Annotated in this window: 10 protein-coding genes and 1 riboswitch; of the genes, 7 read left to right on the forward strand and 3 right to left on the reverse strand. The window is 74.2% G+C overall.

All coding sequences use genetic code 11. The annotated features are described in order from the left end of the window. The first annotated feature begins 377 nt into the window (after nucleotides 1–377). Nucleotides 378–541: riboswitch (cyclic di-AMP (ydaO/yuaA leader) on the forward strand. Nucleotides 542–543: 2 nt separating this feature from the next. Further along, complete coding sequence (locus tag DNL40_RS09765) at nucleotides 544–1,398, forward strand: C40 family peptidase (protein WP_111251063.1); 855 nt, start codon at nucleotides 544–546, stop codon at nucleotides 1,396–1,398. Nucleotides 1,399–1,498: 100 nt separating this feature from the next. Here DNL40_RS09765 and DNL40_RS09770 read toward each other — a convergent pair whose 3' ends face one another. The 3 genes from DNL40_RS09770 to DNL40_RS09780 form a co-directional block, all read right to left on the reverse strand. Continuing rightward, complete coding sequence (locus tag DNL40_RS09770) at nucleotides 1,499–1,837, reverse strand: STAS domain-containing protein (protein ID WP_111251064.1); 339 nt, start codon at nucleotides 1,835–1,837, stop codon at nucleotides 1,499–1,501. Between the two features lie 164 nt (nucleotides 1,838–2,001). Further along, nucleotides 2,002–2,979, reverse strand: coding sequence for a GGDEF domain-containing protein (locus DNL40_RS09775; RefSeq protein ID WP_179951022.1), 978 nt, complete (start codon nucleotides 2,977–2,979; stop codon nucleotides 2,002–2,004). Between the two features lie 242 nt (nucleotides 2,980–3,221). Continuing rightward, on the reverse strand, nucleotides 3,222–5,282 hold the full coding sequence (locus DNL40_RS09780; RefSeq protein WP_179951023.1) for a sigma-70 family RNA polymerase sigma factor: 2,061 nt from the start codon (nucleotides 5,280–5,282) through the stop codon (nucleotides 3,222–3,224). Between the two features lie 366 nt (nucleotides 5,283–5,648). On the opposite strand from DNL40_RS09780, the gene DNL40_RS09785 reads away from it, so the two are divergent. The 6 genes from DNL40_RS09785 (at nucleotide 5,649) to DNL40_RS09810 (ending at nucleotide 18,964) form a co-directional block, all read left to right on the forward strand. Further along, nucleotides 5,649–13,031: a DUF5979 domain-containing protein gene (locus DNL40_RS09785; protein WP_179951024.1), complete on the forward strand. Its 7,383-nt coding sequence runs from the start codon at nucleotides 5,649–5,651 to the stop codon at nucleotides 13,029–13,031. A 490-nt stretch (nucleotides 13,032–13,521) separates the two neighbouring features. After that, nucleotides 13,522–14,055 (forward strand): PH domain-containing protein, encoded by a 534-nt coding sequence (locus DNL40_RS09790; protein ID WP_218926033.1) that lies wholly within the window; start codon nucleotides 13,522–13,524, stop codon nucleotides 14,053–14,055. After that, on the forward strand, nucleotides 14,052–15,692 hold the full coding sequence (locus tag DNL40_RS09795; protein WP_111251068.1) for a PH domain-containing protein: 1,641 nt from the start codon (nucleotides 14,052–14,054) through the stop codon (nucleotides 15,690–15,692). Before DNL40_RS09790 ends, DNL40_RS09795 begins: the two co-directional genes overlap by 4 nt. Nucleotides 15,693–15,786: 94 nt before the next feature. Further along, on the forward strand, nucleotides 15,787–15,954 hold the full coding sequence (locus DNL40_RS16425) for a hypothetical protein (protein ID WP_179951025.1): 168 nt from the start codon (nucleotides 15,787–15,789) through the stop codon (nucleotides 15,952–15,954). Between the two features lie 138 nt (nucleotides 15,955–16,092). Next, complete coding sequence (locus DNL40_RS09800) at nucleotides 16,093–17,322, forward strand: RtcB family protein (protein ID WP_111251069.1); 1,230 nt, start codon at nucleotides 16,093–16,095, stop codon at nucleotides 17,320–17,322. Between the two features lie 631 nt (nucleotides 17,323–17,953). After that, on the forward strand, nucleotides 17,954–18,964 hold the full coding sequence (locus DNL40_RS09810) for an HNH endonuclease signature motif containing protein (RefSeq protein WP_111251071.1): 1,011 nt from the start codon (nucleotides 17,954–17,956) through the stop codon (nucleotides 18,962–18,964). Nucleotides 18,965–19,043: the final 79 nt, after the last annotated feature.

Raw genomic sequence — 19,043 nt, forward strand, 5'->3', positions numbered from 1 at the left:
TGGTGAGCGCAGGGGGGAGCAGGCGGGGCCGCCGCGGGGGGCCCGCGTGGCGGCCCTTGGGACGGCGACGTCGGAGCGTGGGCGCGGGCACGTCGGGGAGGTTAGCGCAGAAACCCCTTCAATGTCACAGGTTGGTAACGGCAGCACGGGTTCGCGGACCCCTCGAGCGGGCGTGACCGTGCTGGTGGCGGCCCGGTGACGTCCGCCACGGACACCGCCGTCCGAGACGCCGAGCGCTGGGCCTTCATCAAATCTCCATCACCCACGCTGTTATCGAAGCGTGACATCCGCGCTCCTGCCGGTTACCTTCGATTCGCCCGGTGGTCATCAGCCCGCCGGGTCCGCGTGCGGACGCCGAGCCCTGCCGCCGCCCGTGGAGATCCGAAGAACCGCACGGCAGGGACGGGGGAACCACCTTCGGGCACCGGGAACGGTGTCCTCGGGGTGAAGCCCGACGGGACGCTCCAGCGGCCCCGACGGCCGGGTGACTATCTCCCACCCGAACCCGACAGCTCACCTCGCAGGCGGCCGGAGAGGAAAATCGTGAGCGCACGTACCACCCGTGCGCGGCACCGCGCCGCGCACATGCCCATCACCCCGCTGACCGGGATCACCAAGGCGGTCACCGCCAACGCCGGCCGTCGTGCCGCCGTCGTCGCCGCTGCCGGCGGCATCCTGGTGTCCACGCTCGCCGGCGCCACCAGCGCCCAGGCGCAGCCCCTCGGTGCCGAGCAGGCCAAGTCGGCCGGTGCCGACCTCGGCAAGCTGTCCGAGCAGGCCCGCCAGGCCCTGCAGGCGGCCCCCGCCGTCACCGTGGCCCCGGACGCCCAGGTCAGCGTCGAGAACATCTCCGCCGAGGGCATCGCCTCGATCGAGGTCACCCCGGCCCCCAAGCCCGAGCCGAAGCCGGAGCCGAAGCCCAAGGCCACGGAGACCCGCTCGGCCCAGACGGCCAGCCGTTCCGCGGAGCGTGCCGAGGCTCCCGCCGCTGAGGCCCCGGCTGCCGAGGCCCCTGCCGAGGAGGCCGCCGCGCCCGTCGCCGTCGCCGCCTCGGGCGTCGGTGCCACCGTCGCCGAGATCGCCCAGCGCTACGTGGGCGTGCCCTACGTGGTCGGTGGCGCCAGCCCGTCCGGCTTCGACTGCTCGGGCCTGGTCAGCTACGTCTACCGCCAGGTGGGCATCGAGCTGCCGCACCAGTCCACCGCCATCCGCGACTCGGGTCGCACCTCGGTGATCTCGGCCTCCGAGGCGCAGCCGGGTGACCTCATCTGGTCGCCGGGCCACATCTCCATCTACATCGGCAACGGCCTGCAGGTGGACGCCTCCCGCCCCGACGGCTGGAACGTCAACATCCGCAAGATCTGGCAGTCGAACCCGACCTACCTGCGCGTCTCCTGACGCCGGGCGGCACCGACGACGACGGCCCACGCCGTCGGCCCTCGCACAGCGCCCCGTCGCCCCTCCCGGGCGGCGGGGCGGTGTCGTGCCCCAGGCACCCTCACGCCGCCGCCCGCTCCACGGCCAGCCGCGGGGCCAGGTCACCCAGCTCCAGCACCGCCGTCACCGCGCCCGACGGCGCCCGCAGCGCCACGGAGCGACCGGCCTCCACCGCGTGCCGCTCGAGCCCGCAGAGGAACGCCAGGCCGGTCGAGTCCATGAACGTCACGCCGCTGGTGTCCACCACCACGGGGCTGGGCGCCTCGCGGACGAGGCGTGCCAGCACGGACGAGGCGCGCAGGCGCACCGCCGCGTCGATCTCGCCGCGCATCGTCACCAGCAGCCCCGCGCGGGTGCGCTCGTAGGTGATCGCGGTGTCCACGGGGGCGGAGACGGTCATGGCGAGATTCCGATCGTGCGGAGGACTTGGAGGTGGTGGGACCCCGGCGGGGCCCCACCACGAGGATGGAGGGCTCGGGCGGCCGCGGACGGCGCCTGGCGCGCGATGCGTCCCGGCGGGCGCAGGATGCGCCGTCCACGTCCACGTCCTCGCCCGCGTGGTGGCTACGGCCGGGCCGGGCGCGCCCGCTTGCGGCCGTACATGGACGCGTCGGCGCGGGCCAGCACGGCGTCCGCCGTCTCGGCGCCTGTCGTGACAGCCACGCCCACGCTCACCTCCGGCCGCACCCGGCGCCCGTCCACGTCGATCTCGGTCGCCGTCAGCGCGGCCACCCGGTCGGCGATGCCCTGCGCGGTCGCCACGTCCGCCCCCGGGCACAGCAGCACGAACTCGTCACCACCCAGCCGGGCCACCAGGTCGCCCGGTCGCACGGCCTGCTCCAGCCGAGCGGCGACGGCCGCCAGCACGTGATCGCCGGCCTGGTGCCCGAGGGAGTCGTTGACCTCCTTGAAGTGGTCGAGGTCCGCGAGCAGCACGGCGAGAGGGCGTCCGCCGGCCCGCGCCCGCTGCAGCTCCCGGGCCAGACGGCGCTCCAGCCGGCGCCGGTTCGCCAGACCCGTGGCCGGGTCGCTCAGGGCCTCGCGGCGCCACCGTTCCTCACGCCGCCGCTGCCGCGTCACGTCCTGCACCCACACCAGGTGGCGGGCGCCGGAAGGCCCTCGCGGAGCGTCGGTCACCGACGTCTGCACGCACACCGAGGCACCGTCGTGGCGCACCAGCCAGCGAGGCGCGCCCCAGCCGTCGCCGTCGTCGTGCTCGTCGCCCGCCGCGGGCTCCCCGCCGGCGAGCAGCAGCGCGGCGTCCGCGCCGATCACGTCGTCCAGGGGCAGGGCGAGGACGTCGGCAGCCGCACCGTTCGCGTGCAGCACGTGCCCGTCCGCGTCGGTGACCAGCACGCCCACCGGCGCGGCCTCCAGCGCCGCCGCCAGGGCTGCCAGCGCGTCATCGGCCACCGCCTGCCGTCGGCGGGCACCCGCTGCGCGCGGGCACCGCTCCGACTTGGGCCTCCTCGCCGCGGCCGGGTTCCCCGGGGCGTCCTCCGGGCAGTCGGCCCCGCGGTGCCGCAGTGCCAGTGTGCTCACGATCGTCCTCCGTCGGGCGCGCCAGGGTGGCGCGCTCACGACCACCAGGACCGCCCTGCGGCCGACCGATGACGCCATCAGGGTGTGCCGCGCATCACGGGCGTCCCCGGGTGCCGGCCAGCGTGAGACGGCGACGGTGCGACGGCGACGGTGCGACGGCGACGGTGCGACGGCGAGGGTGCGACGGCGAGGGCTCGCGTCGGCCCACGACCACGGTGGCGCGCCCGCACCACGCAGCGGGGTCAGCGCACCACGAAGGAGCGGGTCGCCTGCGCGCCGTAGCGGCCCGTCACGGGGTCGAAGAACCGCACGCCGAACACGTGCTCGCCCGGCGCCTGGCCCTGGATCACGCGGACCAGCGGCTCTGCCCCCAGACGGTGGACCGTGCTGGTGGGCCTCCCGTCCACGAGCGCCTGGACGGACCTGCCCGCAGGGCCGTGGAACGTCACCACGGGAGCTGTCGTGCCCCCGTCCGCCATGTGGAGGATCTGCGGCACCTCGAGGTCGAACGGCCCGACCGGGCCGGTGAGCGCCGACTCGACGCCGTCGAGCACCTGGGACGCCGTCAGCACGGTGACGCCCGGCTCGACGTCGGCCGAGACCGCCCAGGTGCCGTCGACGGCGACCGTGGTGCAGGCGACGACGGCGCCCGAGGCGTCCCGGACCAGCACCTCCGCGCCGGGGGTGCCCTCGCCGCTGAGCAGGGGCATGTACAGGCCGTCGGAGGTGTCGGCCGCGAGCACGACCGGAGTCGCGACGACGGGCGCCTCGGGGTCCTGAGGCTCTTGCGGCTGCTGAGGTTCCTGCGGACCGGGGGGAGTGCCGTCCTCGTCCGGGCCGTCGTCCGGGCCGGACCCGGGGCCCGTGTCGGGCACCGCGGGCCCGGCAGGGGGTGGCACCGGCGGGGCGGTGGGCTTGTCGTCGGCTGCCGGGTCAGCGGGGAGGTCGGCAGGGTCGGGCGTCCCGGGGTTCTGCGGCACGGCGGGGTTCTGCGGCGTGGCGGGGCTCGGCGCGGCGGGCGTCGTCGAGGTGGCGGGCTCGCTCGCCTGCCCGGGCTGCGCGACCGTGCCGGGTGCGACCGTGCTTGCCGCGACCTTGCCTGGCGCGGCGCGTCTCGGCGCGGCCAGGCCGTGCGGGGGGTCGTCCGGGAGGGCGCCGTCGGTGCTGCCCGGCTCGGTGCCGCTTCCCGCGTGCCCGGCCGCCGGTCCGGCGGCGTGGCCACCCGTGCCGGCGGGCGCCGGGGGAGTCGCGTCGCCCGACGCGTCCTCGCCGGCGGTGACGGTCTCGGCGCTGCCGGGTGCGTCGAACAGCCCGCGTGCCGTCAGGGTGGCTGCGGCGGCGATGCCCCCGACGAGCGCCAGGGCGAGCACCACCGCGACGACGGGAGGCACCGTGCGTGCGGCACCGCTGCGCCCCGGCGCCCCGGCGCTCGCACCAGCTCCCGCGGTCGAGCCCTCCGCACTCCCTGTGCCCGCGCTCCCCGTGCCAGCGGTCGTCGTAGCAGCGGTTCCTGTCCCACCGACAGCCCCGGCGGCCCCGGCTGCGGGCAGGAGGTCACCGGCGGTCGCGGCCCCGAGCACCAGGGGCAGCAGGACGGCGCGCAGGCCGCCGGCGACGCGCTCCAGCTCGCCGACCAGCACCGGGCACGTGGGGCACGTCTTCAGGTGCTCCTCCACGCGGGCGGTGTCGCGTCGCCGGAGCGCACGGCGCTGGTAGGAGCCCAGGTGCTCGACGGTCCAGCGGCACCCGTCGTCCGCGGCCAGGTGGTTGAGGTGGGCCTGGAGCCAGGCGGTGCGCAGGCCGTCGCGGGCGCGGTAGGCGAGCGCGGCGACGGCGTTGGGGCTCAGGCCGAGGTGCGCCGCCGTCTCGCGGGTGCTCAGGCCCTCGACCTCGAGGTACCAGAGCACCTCCTGCCACTCGGGGCGCAGGGAGCGGAACGCCGTCCCGACCACCGTCCGCTCCAGCACGGCGTCGTCGAAGGGATCGGCCGGCTGGTCGTCCCCGGGGACGTCGTCGGTGGGCACCACGTGGTCCTGGGCGCGCCCCCAGTCGGCAGTGACGTTCCGCACGACGGCGTAGAGGTACGGCCGGAACGCGCCCTGGGGGCCGTTGCCGCGACGCACGGCCGCCAGCACGCGGGCGAACGCCTCCTGGACGACGTCCTCGGGGTCGAGCTTGCCGGTGATCGCACGTGCGGCGCGCAGCCCGGCGTCGTGGTGGCGTCGCCAGAGCTCCGCGTACGCGGCGTCGTCGCCGTCGCGCAGGCTCGCGAGGAGCGCGCCGTCGCCCTGCTCTGGTCCCACCGTGGATCGCCTTCCCTCGGACCCGGGCTCGTGGCCGCCGGGGTCCGCGCGTCGTCGGCGTGCGCCGGGCCCACCGTGCTGGTCCGGGCTCTCGGGCGCGCTCGCCGTCAGGTCCGTGAGCGTAACCACCGCGGCCGACGATCCGAAACGGCCTCCTGCTTTTCACCCCTTCGAGGCGGCCGGCGCAGCGAGCGCCGGAGGTGAGACCGCCGATGGGAGGAGTGCGCTGCACGGCGAGTGACGCGCGTCACCTCCATGTTTCGTCATCGACGTCCGCCACGTGCCGTCCTGGTCCTCGGGCGGTCGACCGCGCACGGACGCGCGGAGGCCGCAGGAGCAGCACCAGGTTCGAGACGAAGGACGTCGATGCAGCGCAGGGCACGTGCGGGCGCAGGGGCAGCACGATGGAGGCGGTGGCGCCGACGGTGGACGGCCGCCGTCGCGGCGGTCACCGCGGCCGTGCTGGCGGCACCGCTCGCCGCCGGGGTCGCCCCGGCGTGGGCGGCCGACGCCGCGCAGTACCTGGAGGTCTCCAAGCGGGTCGACGCCTCCGTGGTGGAGGCGGGCAGCGTGTTCACGTACACGATCGGGGTCACGTGCTCCGAGCAGGCGTGCGTCGACGCCGTGCTCACGGACGAGCTCCCGGAAGGTCTCCAGGGCTTCGCCGTCAACGCGGTCAACGCCACCACGGCCGTGCCGCGGCAGGTGACGTGGACCGAGGACGGGCGCCCGGTCGGCCAGCCGTCGGTCGTCGGGGCCAGGACCGCGGTCCGCGTGACCTTCACCGAGCCGATGCCGGCAGGCGCGACGTTCACGCTCACCATCACGCTGCAGGTGCCCGAGGACCTCGGGCCCCGCGACGAGGTGATCACCAACACCGCCCGCACCACCGCCACGAACTCGGCGCCGGACGAGAAGAGCGTCGACGTGCGCCTGCGGGTGCCCGTCTCGCTCGACGTCGACCTGGCCAAGGTGTGGGAGCCCGCGCAGCGGTCCTTCGAGGAAGGTGCGCCGTCGACGGTGACGCTCACCGCGACCAACGCCTCGAACACGGCCCTCGACACGCTCGTGGTCACCGAGCCGCGCGGCCTGCGCGCCGGTGCGGCGACGCTGGAGCCCGCCAACCCGTTCGCCCTGACCGACCTCGCGTCCGTGAGCACGGACCTGCCCGCCGGTGCCGACTCCGTGAGGCTCGACGCGTACGTCCACGACGGCACGTCCTGGGCCTGGGTCGAGGGCGTGCCCGCCGGCCAGGCGACGCTGCCGGCGGGGGTCCGCCCCGCTGACGTCGGAGGCCTGCGCCTGACGTACGCGGGTGCCGTGGCTCCGGGCGCCACCGCCACGGCGCGGCTCGGTCTCGTCCAGCGTGCCGCCGACCGGGCGGGAGACGACCTCTCCCGCGACCGCCACGAGGTCGAGAACGTCGCCGAGGCCGTGGGCGAGCACGCCGGCGCGACCGCCACCGGCACGGCCCGGGCCACGCACGTCGTCGTGCCCGCCAAGGTGGCCGTGGACGTGGTCGGCGACCTGGCGCCGGCCCTCGTCTCGGCGGGTGAGGCCGTGCGGGCACGGGTGAGCGCGACCAACACGTCCGACGTGCCCGTGCGCCACCTGACCGTCACGGACCAGGGCTGGTTCGTCGACGGCATCCACCTCGCGGCCTTCCGCTCGCTGGCCTGGCCCGACGGCGCCACGAGCGCCGAGGTGGTCTACGAGCTCGCGGACGGCGGCCGGCACACCCAGACGCTCGCCCCGGGACAGGCGCCGGCCGAGGTCCCCGCGGGCGCCACCGGGTTCGTGCTGACCTTCACCGGCAGCATCCCGGCCGGTGCCGGTACGACGTTCGAGCTCGACGTCGCCACCGACGAGAGCGCCACGGGCGCCACCGCCGAGCGCGAGGCACGCCACACCGTGACCGCCACGGTGGTGGCCCCCAACGGCCAGGACGCGAGCGCGGACGCCAGCGACACGCTCGTGCTGCGCCGGCCCGCCCTGGCCGCGACCCTCACCAGGACGGTGCGGCCCAGCAGCGCCGTCGAGCCCGGCACGCGCGTGGTCGTCGAGCTCGAGAGCAGCGTCGAGGGCACCTCCGAGTACGCCCGCGCCCGCACCATGGTGGTCGAGGACCGGTGGGACACCCGTGAGGGCTCCTTCTGGGACGGGTTCGACGTCGCAGGCGTCTCCTCCACCCAGGTGCCCTCCGGGGCGTCGCTCCTGGTCGAGGCGTTCGGTCCCGACGGCACCCCGCTGTCGCTGGGCACGTGGGGCCCCGAGCCGCAGCCGTTCCTCGTCTCGCTGACGGCGGACCAGGTGGCCCAGGCGCTGCCGCCGGGCACGGACCGCCGCGACCTCACGGGGATCCGGTTCACGCTGACGAACGCGGGCGGCTTCGCCGTCGACCAGACGTTCACCCCCTACCTGGTGGCGCAGGCGCGCGGCACGCTGCGCAGCGGCGGCCCCGTGACCGCGCAGCCGGGTGCCGTCACGGTGCTCACCGGCACCGCGACCCTGCACGCCACGGGTGTCACGCCCGCGGGTACGGCGCTCACCGCCGAGGCCGAGAGCACGGCCCACGCCCGTGTCGTGCGGCACGAGGGCGAGGGCGGCGTCGGTATCGAGACGTCGTGGCGGGACGTCACGGTCACCGCGCAGTCGGGGCAGCTGCGTGCCACCGACGTCGACTGGCGCGTGGGCGAGGGCTACGGCGAGGTCACCCTCTCCCACCCGGCGGCCGACCCGGCCGGGACGCCCGTGGCGCAGACCGTGTTCGACGCCTTCGACCTGGTGCGGATCGAGCCCGTGGGGGCCGACACGACGCCGTACAGCAACGGCTGGTACCTGCGCTACGACACCGTGACCGCCGTCGAGCTGTTCGTGGACGGCGCCTGGCACGAGGTGACCCCGCCGCAGGGCGGGTGGGTGCAGGGCGGCCGGTTCGTCGGCCACGTCCTGACGCCGCAGGAGCGCGCGGGGGCCACGGGGGTGCGTCTCGTGCTCGCCGAGAACCGCGCGGCGCGCGAGGCCGCGCTCGTGGACGGCCCCGCCCTGGACCCGTACGCCCCGCTGCCGGGGACCGGGGTGGCCGCCGGTGCCACCGACCGCCGATTCAGCCTGATGTGGGAGGTGCGCAACACGCGGCGCTCGGACGGGGAGTTCGTCACCCCGGCGAGCGACCTGGGTGGTGGCGACCCGGGCACCGCGGCGACCACCGCACGGATCACGGCCGTGCCGGCCGGTGGTGGAGCAGCGGCCACGGCTGCCGACAGCGCGACGATCGTGCTCGACGACCAGCCCCCGGGTGTGCGGGTGACCAAGTCCGCCACACCCGGCGGACCGGTGCACGTGCCCCGCGAGGGCTCGGGCGCCCCGCAGCCCGTGATCACCTACGGCGCGACGGCGAGCAGCACGTCCGTCTCCCGGGCGTCCTACGTGCGGATCACGGACCCGGCGCCCTGCGCGGAGGTCACCGAGAACCGCTGCCAGAGCGGCGGCGACCACGGGGGCGCCCTCGGTGACCCCTTCGCCGCCGACGTCGACTGGCTGCGCCCCGGCGGGGTGGAGAGCCCGTTCGAGCGGCTCGACGTCACCGCGGTCCAGGCTGCGGCGTCGCGCCCGGGCGAGGTGGACCTGGCCGCCAGCACCGCCTGGGTGGTGCGATACGCCGCCGGCGCCCCGGCGGCGCAGCGGTACGTCACCGAGCGCACCACGATCGCCGACCTGGTGACGTGGACGCCGCAGCGCCTGGCGGACGTCGTCGGCGTCAGCGTGACGTTCCAGGGACCGCACCCCGAGGAGCACGGCGGGACGATCTCGGCGGCCAACGACCTGCAGCTCACGCTCCAGACGACGGTGCGCACCCACGTGCGCTCCACCGGCGAGCCGGTCGAGATGCGGGCCGGCCAGACCGTGGACACGGTGAACCGCGCCTTCGCGCAGTCCTACGACCCGGTCCTGGCTCCCACCACCCGCACGGGTGACGTCGCGGGGGCCAGCCTGGTGCTGACGGGTGGCACCATCGACGTGCTCCCGCGCAAGCAGGTCAGCCCGGACGTGCTCACGGCCCCGGCACGCACCGCGCCCGTCACCGTCACGCTCGGCGCGCAGTCGTCCGTGGACCCCCTCGCCACGCTGGCACCCGCAGAGGTGTGGCTGCGTGACGACGTGACCTCTTCGCCTCAGTTCTGGGACGCCTTCACCTTCACCGGGCTGGGCACCCTGACCGCCCCAGCCGGTGCGGACCGGGTCACGGTCGACGTGTACGGGCCGTGGGGGCCGGACGGTGAGGCCGGCTGGACCGCGTCAGCACCGGTGCCGGTCGCGGCGGCGGCGGTGCCCGTCCCCGCCGAGCGCTACGGCGACGTCCAGGGTGTGCGCGTGACGTTCTCGCGGGCCGACGGCGCGTTCTTCTCGTCCGTGGTGCCCAGCCCCGCCTGGTCGGCGAGCGCCGCGTTCACCGCGACGCTGCGCGAGACGCACCGCACCTCCGGCGACCCCGTGCTCATGACGGGCACCGTCGAGAACACCGTCACGGTGCGCAGCGACCGCCGCACCGGTGAGGCCTCGCCCGAGCGCACCGCCACCGCGTCGCTCTCGCTGACCGAGGGCACCCGGCAGGTCGCCGTCCGCAAGGTGGCGAACGAGGGCACCAGGACGGTGTCGGTGGGCTCCGCCGTGCCGTGGGACCTGACCTTCACCAACCGGGGCACCGGCTATCTCACGGTTACCGAGCTGCGCGACACCCTGCCGGCCACGCTGGTGCACACCGGGGACCCGGCGCCGGTGTACTCGACGTCGGCAGGCGGCTCGCTGTCCACCGACGTGACCCTGGGGGTGGACGGTCGCGACCTGGTGCTCACCTGGCCCCAGGACGGCCGCACGATGTCCCCGGGCGAGACGTTCACGGTGCGCCTGTTCCTCGAGCTGCAGCCGGGGCTGCGCACCGGTGAGCGCGCCACGAACACGATGACGGTCCGCACGGCGGAGCAGCTCGCGGCGTGCACGGGCATCAGCGGTGCAGCCACCACCACCGCGTGGACCACCGACCGGACGACGTGCGGCACGACCGACTACGTCTCCCCGGTCTCGGGGCCGAACCTGTACAGCGTCAAGGGGGTGCGCGGCTCCGTCCCCGGGGCCGTCAACCCCGCCCACCCGGACGCGGCCTGCAGCCCCACGCTCCAGGTGGCCGGCGGCAGCTACTACCGCGCGCCGTGCGTGGCCGGCAGCACCGTGGGCGGCACCGACGACTGGGTGCTGCACGTGGTCAACGCCGGCACCGTCCCGGTGGACGAGCTGGTGCTGTTCGAGCAGCTGCCGACCGGTGGTGACCGCCTGCTGCTGACCGGCGCCTCCCGCGCGTCGACCTACCGGCCGCTGCTGACCGCCGCGCCCCAGGTCGACGCGCCGCCGGGCACCACCGTGACCCTCGAGGTGACCACGAGCCCCGACGTGTGCGTGGGCACGTGGCGCACCCTGACGACGCAGGCGGTGTGCGAGCAGAACGGTGAGACCTGGACGGTGGCCAGCGGTGGCACCGACTGGGCCGCCGTGACCGGTCTGCGGGTCTCGCTGGACTTCCGCACCACGGCCGCCCGCCAGCTCGCCAGCGGCGGGGCCGTGAGCGTCACCTACTCGACGGTCAACCGGATGGAGTCGCCCGCCGCCGCCGGCGGGGTGTCCCCGGTGGTGCCCCGGACCGGTGACGTCGCGTGGAACCAGTTCGGCGCGAAGTGGCGCTACACCGGCGAGAGCGGGTACGAGCGGTTCGCCCCGAGCCAGGTGGGCGTGCAGCTGCCCACGGGGGCGGTGCGCGTGGACAAGCAGGTCACGGGCGCCGCCGCCGGCTACGCCCCGGACACGTTCCGGGCCGACGTCGCCTGCACGGTCGACGGGGTGGAGCTCGACCTGGGCCCCGCTGCGACGGTGGTGCTGGGCGCGGCCGACGGCCTGTCCGCCCGCGTGGACGGCATCCCGCTCGGCGCCGTCTGCACCGTCACGGAGCACGGCGGGGTGGGCGAGCACGGGGAGACGACCCGCACCGGATCGCCCGCCACGGTGACCGTGGCCACCGAGACTCCGGCCGACGGCGAGGTGCCTGCCACCCAGGTGGTCACGCTCGGCAACGACTACGCGTTCTCCGGCCTCTCGGTGACCAAGCGGGTGGACACCGCGGCCGGCCCCGCCGGACTCGACGCCTTCCCGTTCGCGCTCACCTGCACGTCGGCCCTCGGCACCGCCGTCACGTTCGACGACGACGGCACCACCCGGCTCGAGTTCACCCTGCGCGACGGTGAGACCTTCGCCGCCCCCGCCGGGACGGTGCCCGCTCGTGCCACGTGCCTCGTCACCGAGACCACCGACGACGCGCCCCGCGACGTCGTCGTGACCGGGGACGGCGTCACCGACCACGGTGACGGCAGCGCGCTGGTCGCCGTGGGCTCCGCGCCCGCCGAGGTCACCTTCACCAACGGGTACGACGCCGGGGTGGTGCGGGTGGTCAAGGAGGCGGACGGCGCCGGCGCCACCGCGTACGGCACCGGGCCGTTCGGGTTCGAGATCGCCTGCACGCGCCGCGGTGACAGCGTGCTCGAGCAGCGGTTCACGCTCGACGCCGGTGCCCACCGCAGCTTCGGGCCGTTCGTCACCGGCACCCGCTGCGCCGTCACGGAGACGGCTACGGGCGGGGCCACCCGCACGGCGCTGTCGCCCACGGACGGCACCGTCGTCGTCGACGCCCCCGACGCCGGGCAGAGCGTGAGCGAGGCCGTGGTCACCGTGACCAACACCTTCGACGTGGGAGACCTGGAGATCGTCAAGACCCTGCGCGGCACCGGCGTCCCCCTCTACGGGGCCGGACCGTTCGAGGCCCAGGTGGCCTGCACCTGGCAGGTGGACGGCCGCACCGTGCCCGTCGCTCTGCCGGCCGACGGGCGCGTCACCCTCGCCGCCGCCACCGGGTACCGTGCCCTGCTGCCCGGCCTGCCCCTGGGCGCCGAGTGCACCGTCACCGAGACGCGCACCGGCGGAGTGCCCGGCTCCGGCGACCCCGCCCGCGTCATCATCGGTGACGGACCGCCGGCCGAGGCGACCTTCGACGGCACGGTCGAGCTCGCTTCCCTCCAGGTGACCAAGCGGGTGGACGGGCACCTCGCGGCGGTGCCGGACGCGCCGTTCCGGCTCCTGCTGGCCTGCACGTGGGACGTGGACGGCACCGCCGTGCCCCTCGCCGTGCCGGGCGGCAGCGTGCGCGACCTGCGCCCGGACCAGACCGTCACGTTCGCCGACCTGCCCGCCGGGGCCGACTGCACCGTCACCGAGACCGGCACCGCCGGTGCTGCCGGCACCGTCATGGTGGTGCGCGCCGACGGCCGCCAGGTCGGGGCCACCGACGGCACCTCCGCCGGTGTCACGCTCGGTGGTCTGCCCGGTGGGCCCGAGGCGGTCGAGGTGGTGGTGACGAACACCTTCGCCGCTCCGGCAGGCGGTGCGCAGGACGGCGGGCAGAGCCCCGGAGGCCGTCCTGGCAGCGGCACGGGCGGTGACGGCGCCGGTGGTCCGGACGCCGACGGTGCTCGGTCCGCCGGGGACCGGGCCGACGTCGACAGCGCCCCGGGTGCTGCGGGCGCCGTGGCCGCCGTGGTCGGCTGGCTGCCTCGCACCGGCGCGGCGGGCGGCGCCGTCCTGCTCGCCCTGCTGCTCGTGGGCGCCGGCACCATGCTGCTCGTGGTGCGACGCCGCCGCGCCGGCTGAGCGGCGTCGTCCCTACCTCGTCCTCCCCACCCCGGGCGGGTGGGGAAGGGAGTGCGGCGGCGCCCGCGGGGAGAAGTCCGCGGGCGCCGCCGGAGCGGTGGCAGCCGGGCCAGACCGGCCGCCACCGCCGGGACGCTGGTGCTCCGACGCGCACGCCTCGAGCCCCCGCGCCCTTCGGTGCCCTCTCGAGGTGACGTGTCGAAGGCGAGCACCTGCGTGGTGAGACCCCCTGGACGTCGTGAGCGGTGATCGTGCCGGCCATACCGGAGGCACGCGGATGGATACGTGCTGACCTGCGCGACCACCGCTCACGACGCACGAGGAAGCCTGCTGGAACCACGCGGCGCGTGGGTGAACACCAACCAAGTTTATAGGTGAGAAAGTGTGAAATGTCCGGATCGGGTGCGGTGGAAAAGCGCTCGCCGGAACTCGCGCCCCTGCCCGACAGTTGACCTGCTGAACACACCGACGCCACCGCCCAGGGGGACCCGTGGACCCGGACGACGACCTCACCGACAGCTCCGGCGACGCACCCACCCTGCTGCGCCTGCGCCCACCGACCAACCCGGTCGACCCGCGGGCCCTGCGCTGGTGGCGCCTGCGAGCCCTGTGCAGCGCCGGGCTGGTCACCGCCGTCCTCGGCGTCACCACCTGGCTCTGGGAGCCGGGACGGCCCTGGCTCGCCGTACCGCTGGTCGCCGCCGCACTCTGGACCGTCGCACGAGTGACCTTCGAGCCCCGGATCCGTTACGCCGTCCACCGGTGGGAGACCACCGACCAGGGCATCTACGGCCTCAGCGGCTGGGTCGTCCGTGAGTGGCGTGCCGCACCCCTGTCCCGCGTCCAGACCGTCGACGCCGTCCGCGGTCCCCTCGAACAAGCCCTCGGGCTCGCCACCCTCCGCGTCACCACCGCCTCCTCCAGCGGCGCCGTCAACATCGTCGGCCTCGACAAGGACCTCGCCGCCGAGCTCGCCGAACGACTCACCGTCATCACCGAGCAGATCCCCGGCGACGCCACATGACCGACGCCGTGACCGAGAGCACCAGCCCGCCCGACGCCGGCACCGCCGACGTCCCCTGGTCCCGGCTCAGCCACCGCACCATCTGGGTCGACCTCGCCCAAACGCTCCTGGCCCTGAGCCCCACGGCGCTCGCGGTCGGCGTGTTCGGCGTGGACCCCACCCTGGACGCGCTGTGGCCGCTGCTCGGCGTGGCCGTGGTGGGGGTGCTCGGGGCGGTGTCCAACGTGCTGCGCTGGATCTTCACGCGCTACCGGATCACGCCCGAGTACGTGGAGCGGCGCTCCGGGGTGTTCGTGCGCCGATACCGGTCCGTGCGCCGGGACCGGATCCGCAGCGTGGACATCACCGCGCGCCTGCGCCACCGGGTGGCCGGGCTGCGCGTGGTGCTCGTGGGGGCGGGCCAGCAGCTCGTCTCGGGAGAGTCAGCGCTGCGGCTGGACGCCGTCGTCAAGGCGGACGCCGAGGCGCTGCGCCGCGAGCTGCTCGCGACGTCGGAGGTCGCTGCGGTCTCGGCCGAGGAGGTCGCCGACGACGGCGACGGCGCCGCCGCAGACGGTGCGGCCGACGGCGGCGCCGCAGCCGGTGCTGCCGGCACCGGGCACACCGAGGTGCTCGCACGGTTCCGGCCCTGGTGGGTGGTCTACAACGTCGTCAGCGTGTGGATGTTCTTCTCCGCCGCCGGCCTGCTGTGGGGCGCGTACTGGCTCGTGCGCACCTTCGGCTACGACCCCATGCCGTGGGTCGGAGACCTGCTCGACCCGGACGTGCGGGGCCTGCCCGCGAGCGTCGCGATCGCCGTCCTGCTCACCGGAGCGATCGGCGCCGTCGTCATGGCGGTCAACTTCTTCACCGTGAACTGGGGGTACGAGCTCGCCCGCGTGCCCGGCCAGAAGACCACCCAGCTCCGCACCCGTCACGGGCTGTTCACCACCCGCGAGGTCAACCGGGACGAACGCAGGCTGCGCGGCGTCTACCTGAGCGAGCCGCTGCTGTGGCGGTGGATGGGCATGGCCGACACCCAGGTGATCACCACCGGCCTGTCCGCGTTCTCCCCGTCCCAGCCGGCCGCGATCCTGCCGCGCGGGCCCGTCTCGGTCGCCCGGCCCGTCGCCGCCGCCGTCCTCGGCGCCGACCCCGACCCGCTCGGCGCACCCCTCGCCCGCCACCCCCGCGGGGCACTGCGGCGCCGCCTCTGGTGGGCCACCTGGGTCGCCGCCGTCGTCACCGTGACCCTGGGGTGGCTGTCCTTCAACGACATCCTGCCCGCAACGCTGATCTGGTGCGGGGCGGGCGTGTGGCTGGTGGGGCTGGTGCTCGCCGTCGCCGCCTACCGAGCGCTCGGGCACGCCGTCGTCGACGACTACCTCGTGGTGCGCTCGGGCGCGACCAGCCGCGCCACCGTGGTGCTGCGCCGCGACTCCGTCAGCACGATCGCGCTCCGGGAGTCGATCCTCCAGCGCCGCCTCGGCCTCAGATCCGTCACCGCCATGACCGCCGCCGGCTGGGGCGCCTACCAGGCGCCCGACATCGGCCGGGAGGACGCCCTGGCGTTCGCCGTCGAGGCGGCTCCCGGGCTGCTCGACCCGTTCGTGGAGCGGGTGCCGGCCTCGCCGGGCCAGCCCCTCGGCGGCGACTGAGGGAGAAATGCCTGGGCCACGCGGGGGACCGTGCCCTACGGTGGCCGACGCAGACGACGGGCGCCCGCCCGCCGCGACCTGAGGAGAACGACCCGTGACCCGCGCAGCGACCGCTGAAGCCCAGGCCCTCGGCCTGCGGCTCGTGGTGCCTGCGCGCCCGTGCTGCGACGCCGCCGGCAGCGTCGAGCTGTCGCGCCCCGAGTCCCTCACGTCGTACCGGCAGCAGCGCAAGCCTGCCCGCCCGGGAGGCCCCGTCGTCTGACCAAGACCCGCCCAGCACCTGCTGGGCGACGACGCGCGAAGGCCGCCCCGGGACACGTCCCGGGGCGGCCTTCTGCGTGTCCCCACCGCGTCGACCACGATGGTCGACCTGACCCCGCACCCCAGGAGGTGCAGAACGATGAACCGTTTCCCGGTCCCGCTCAGCGGGGCCAAGGCGCCCACCCTCATGTGGGCGCACGAGCACGACGTCGAGCCCGCCGCGCTGCAGCAGCTGCGCAACATCGCGGCGCTGCCCTGGGTCGAAGGCGTGCGCGTCATGCCCGACGTCCACCTCGGCAAGGGCGCCACCGTCGGCTCCGTCATCGCCATGCGCGACGCCGTCTCTCCCAACGCCGTCGGCGTCGACATCGGCTGCGGCATGATCGGCGTCCGCACCTCTCTGCGGGCCTCCGACCTGCCCGACGACCTGGGCGGGCTGCGCTCGCGGATCGAGCGAGCCGTGCCCGTGGGCTTCAACGCGCACAAGGAGCCCGTGGACCTGCGCAGGCTCCGGCCGATCGCCGAGGGCGCGAAGACGTCGGAGACCTTGCGCGGCGCCGACGCGTTCTGGGAGCGGTTCGACCGGCTGCACGGCGACGTGTCGAAGATCGAGTCCAAGGTCCGCAAGCAGCTCGGGACGCTTGGCGGAGGCAACCATTTTTGTGAGATCTGCGTCGACACGACCGGGCAGGTGTGGCTCCAGCTCCACTCCGGCTCGCGCAACATCGGCAAGACGCTCGCGGAGATCCACGTGGCCGTGGCCAAGAAGCTCGACCACAACCAGGGCCTGGTGGACCGCGACCTCGCCGTGTTCCTCGCCGGCACCCCCGAGATGGACGCCTACCTCGACGACCTCCGCTGGGCGCAGGAGTACGCCGCCCGCTCGCGTGCGGTGATGATGGCGCTGGTGGTCGACGTCGTGCGGCAGTACTTCGCCGCGCGGGGGCTCGAGCCCACGTTCGACGAGGCCGTCAACGTGCACCACAACTACGTGGCCGTGGAGCAGGTGGACGGTGCCGAGCTGATCGTGACCCGCAAGGGGGCGATCCGTGCGGGTCGCGGCGACCTCGGGCTCATCCCTGGGTCGATGGGTACCGGCTCGTACATCGTGCGCGGCCTCGGCAACCCGGACTCGTACTGGTCGGCGTCCCACGGGGCCGGGCGACGCATGTCCCGGACGCGGGCCCGCAAGGAGTTCACGGTCGCGGACCTGGCCGAGCAGACCGCCGGGATCGAGTGCCGCAAGGACGCCGGGGTGCTCGACGAGATCCCCGGCGCCTACAAGGACCTCGACTCCGTGATCGCCGCGCAGAGCGACCTGGTCGAGGTGGTGGCGAAGCTGGAGACGGTGCTCTGCGTGAAGGGGTAGCGCCGAGGTGATGCCCGATGGCGGTGGCCGGGGTTCGTCGTGAGCCCTGGCCGCCGCAGCGGCTCCAGCGTTGAACGGCAGCAGTGGAGCTGACACGGCCCATACAGCTTGCAACCCTCATGCCTCATGAACCCTGCGAATCGGAGATTTGCCGTCCATGTGGGAGTCGGCGCAGATCGAATCCAAGAGGCGGTGGACGTTGCGAGTTCCTGGACAGACCAGCCCTTCGTTGACGGCGATGGCTGGCGGATCTGGGGAGAGCCAGTCGGAACGGCGGGGAACGACGACTGGACCCTTCACCTCGTCGTGCTCACCAATGTGCCTGACCGAGTCCTGTCCAACCTGACGACTTCAGGCATCTCGTTGTGTGAGCTGGGGCCCGAGGGGTACGCCACCCAGGCGGGCGTCATCGGCGTCATTACGGACGCCCGGGACTACGAGGTCGGAGTACGTGAAGTGCTGCGATCCGAAGTGGCGACCGCCGTTGCTACTCAGTTCACGAGCCTCGGGGAAGGCTGCCTTCGCGACGGCTGGACGTAGATAAGACCATGGCGAGAAGGGCGATGGACGTAGTCCAGATGACGGCGCGTGCCTCCGGTGTTGGGGCTGATGCGCGTGCCAAGGTGACCTCATGGACAGTGGTGCCCCGCAGCGCGCATGGCTGCTCATGGCGGCGGGCGACGACCGTGGACACGGTGGCAACGCCGGGTATGACGATCAAGTCGACGCGTACTACTCCTGGGACAGCAATGTGCCCAATCACCGGAACATCACCGTTGGCGATCCGATCGCCCTGTGGGACAAGGAGCGTCTCCTTGGTGTGTCGGTGATCGAAGAGATCGAGACGACACAGGGTCGGAAGGCCCTGCACCGCTGCCCCAAGTGCCGGACCACCCGGATCAGGGAGCGTCGGCGCATGGTGCCGCGGTATCGGTGCATGAAGTGCCGGCACGAGTTCGCTGCTCCGCTCCTGGATGAGGTGGATGTCGTGCTCTACCGAGCGAGGTATGACGCGGCGTGGGCGTCACTGGAGGGCGTGCTGAGTGGTGATGAAGTCCGGTCACTCTCTGCGAACTCCGGAGATTTCAACGCAATGCGCCCGCTCGATTGGGCGCGTTTCAGTGACGTGCTCGCGGCGAGAGGCGGCGGGCGCGCCGTGGACCGAGTGTCGGGCCGAGCGCTCGGAGTTGATTGGCGGCCCTTGCCTGGCCTCCGGGTAGAGCCTCCTCAGGGATTCCGCCATTCGCTGGTTCGGGTCCGTCGGGGTCAACGCCAGTTTCGCGAGCATCTTCTGAACAGCCAGGGCAGCGTGTGCGCCTTCACGGGGGGCGCTCCAGAGCGTGTGCTGGAGGCTGGGCACCTCTACAGCTATGCCGAGCTGGGAACGCATTTCGAGCATGGTGGTCTGATGGTGCGGCGGGACATTCACCGCCTGTTCGATGACGGCATGTTGGCCGTCGAGCCCTCAAAGCTCCGTATCGACGTCGCTCCCGATCTGGCGGCATACCCGCAGTACGGGCGACTTCATGGCTCCGTGTTGGCAATCCGGCTCAGACACCAGCAGATCGACTGGTTGGGCAAGCACTGGGACGAGCACCGAGGCTCGTCCCCCGGTGTCGGTGTAGGAACCGGTCGGCAGTAGTGCGTCTGTGAAGGGCGGGGCTGCTCACCTCCCGTATCGGCGCAAACTGCGCTAGGTTCACTCCAACGCTGACAGGTCA

The organism is Xylanimonas oleitrophica (genome assembly GCF_003244315.1).
GTDB lineage: Bacteria > Actinomycetota > Actinomycetes > Actinomycetales > Cellulomonadaceae > Xylanimonas_A > Xylanimonas_A oleitrophica.

Excerpts from the sequence above, each read along its gene's own strand:
- DNL40_RS09770 (WP_111251064.1), bottom strand. The coding sequence starts at position 1,837 with ATGACCGTCTCCGCCCCCGTGGACACCGCGATCACCTACGAGCGCACC.
- DNL40_RS09785 (WP_179951024.1), top strand. The coding sequence starts at position 5,649 with ATGCAGCGCAGGGCACGTGCGGGCGCAGGGGCAGCACGATGGAGGCGG.
- DNL40_RS09795 (WP_111251068.1), top strand. The coding sequence starts at position 14,052 with ATGACCGACGCCGTGACCGAGAGCACCAGCCCGCCCGACGCCGGCACC.
- DNL40_RS09800 (WP_111251069.1), top strand. The coding sequence starts at position 16,093 with ATGAACCGTTTCCCGGTCCCGCTCAGCGGGGCCAAGGCGCCCACCCTC.
- DNL40_RS09810 (WP_111251071.1), top strand. The coding sequence starts at position 17,954 with ATGGACAGTGGTGCCCCGCAGCGCGCATGGCTGCTCATGGCGGCGGGC.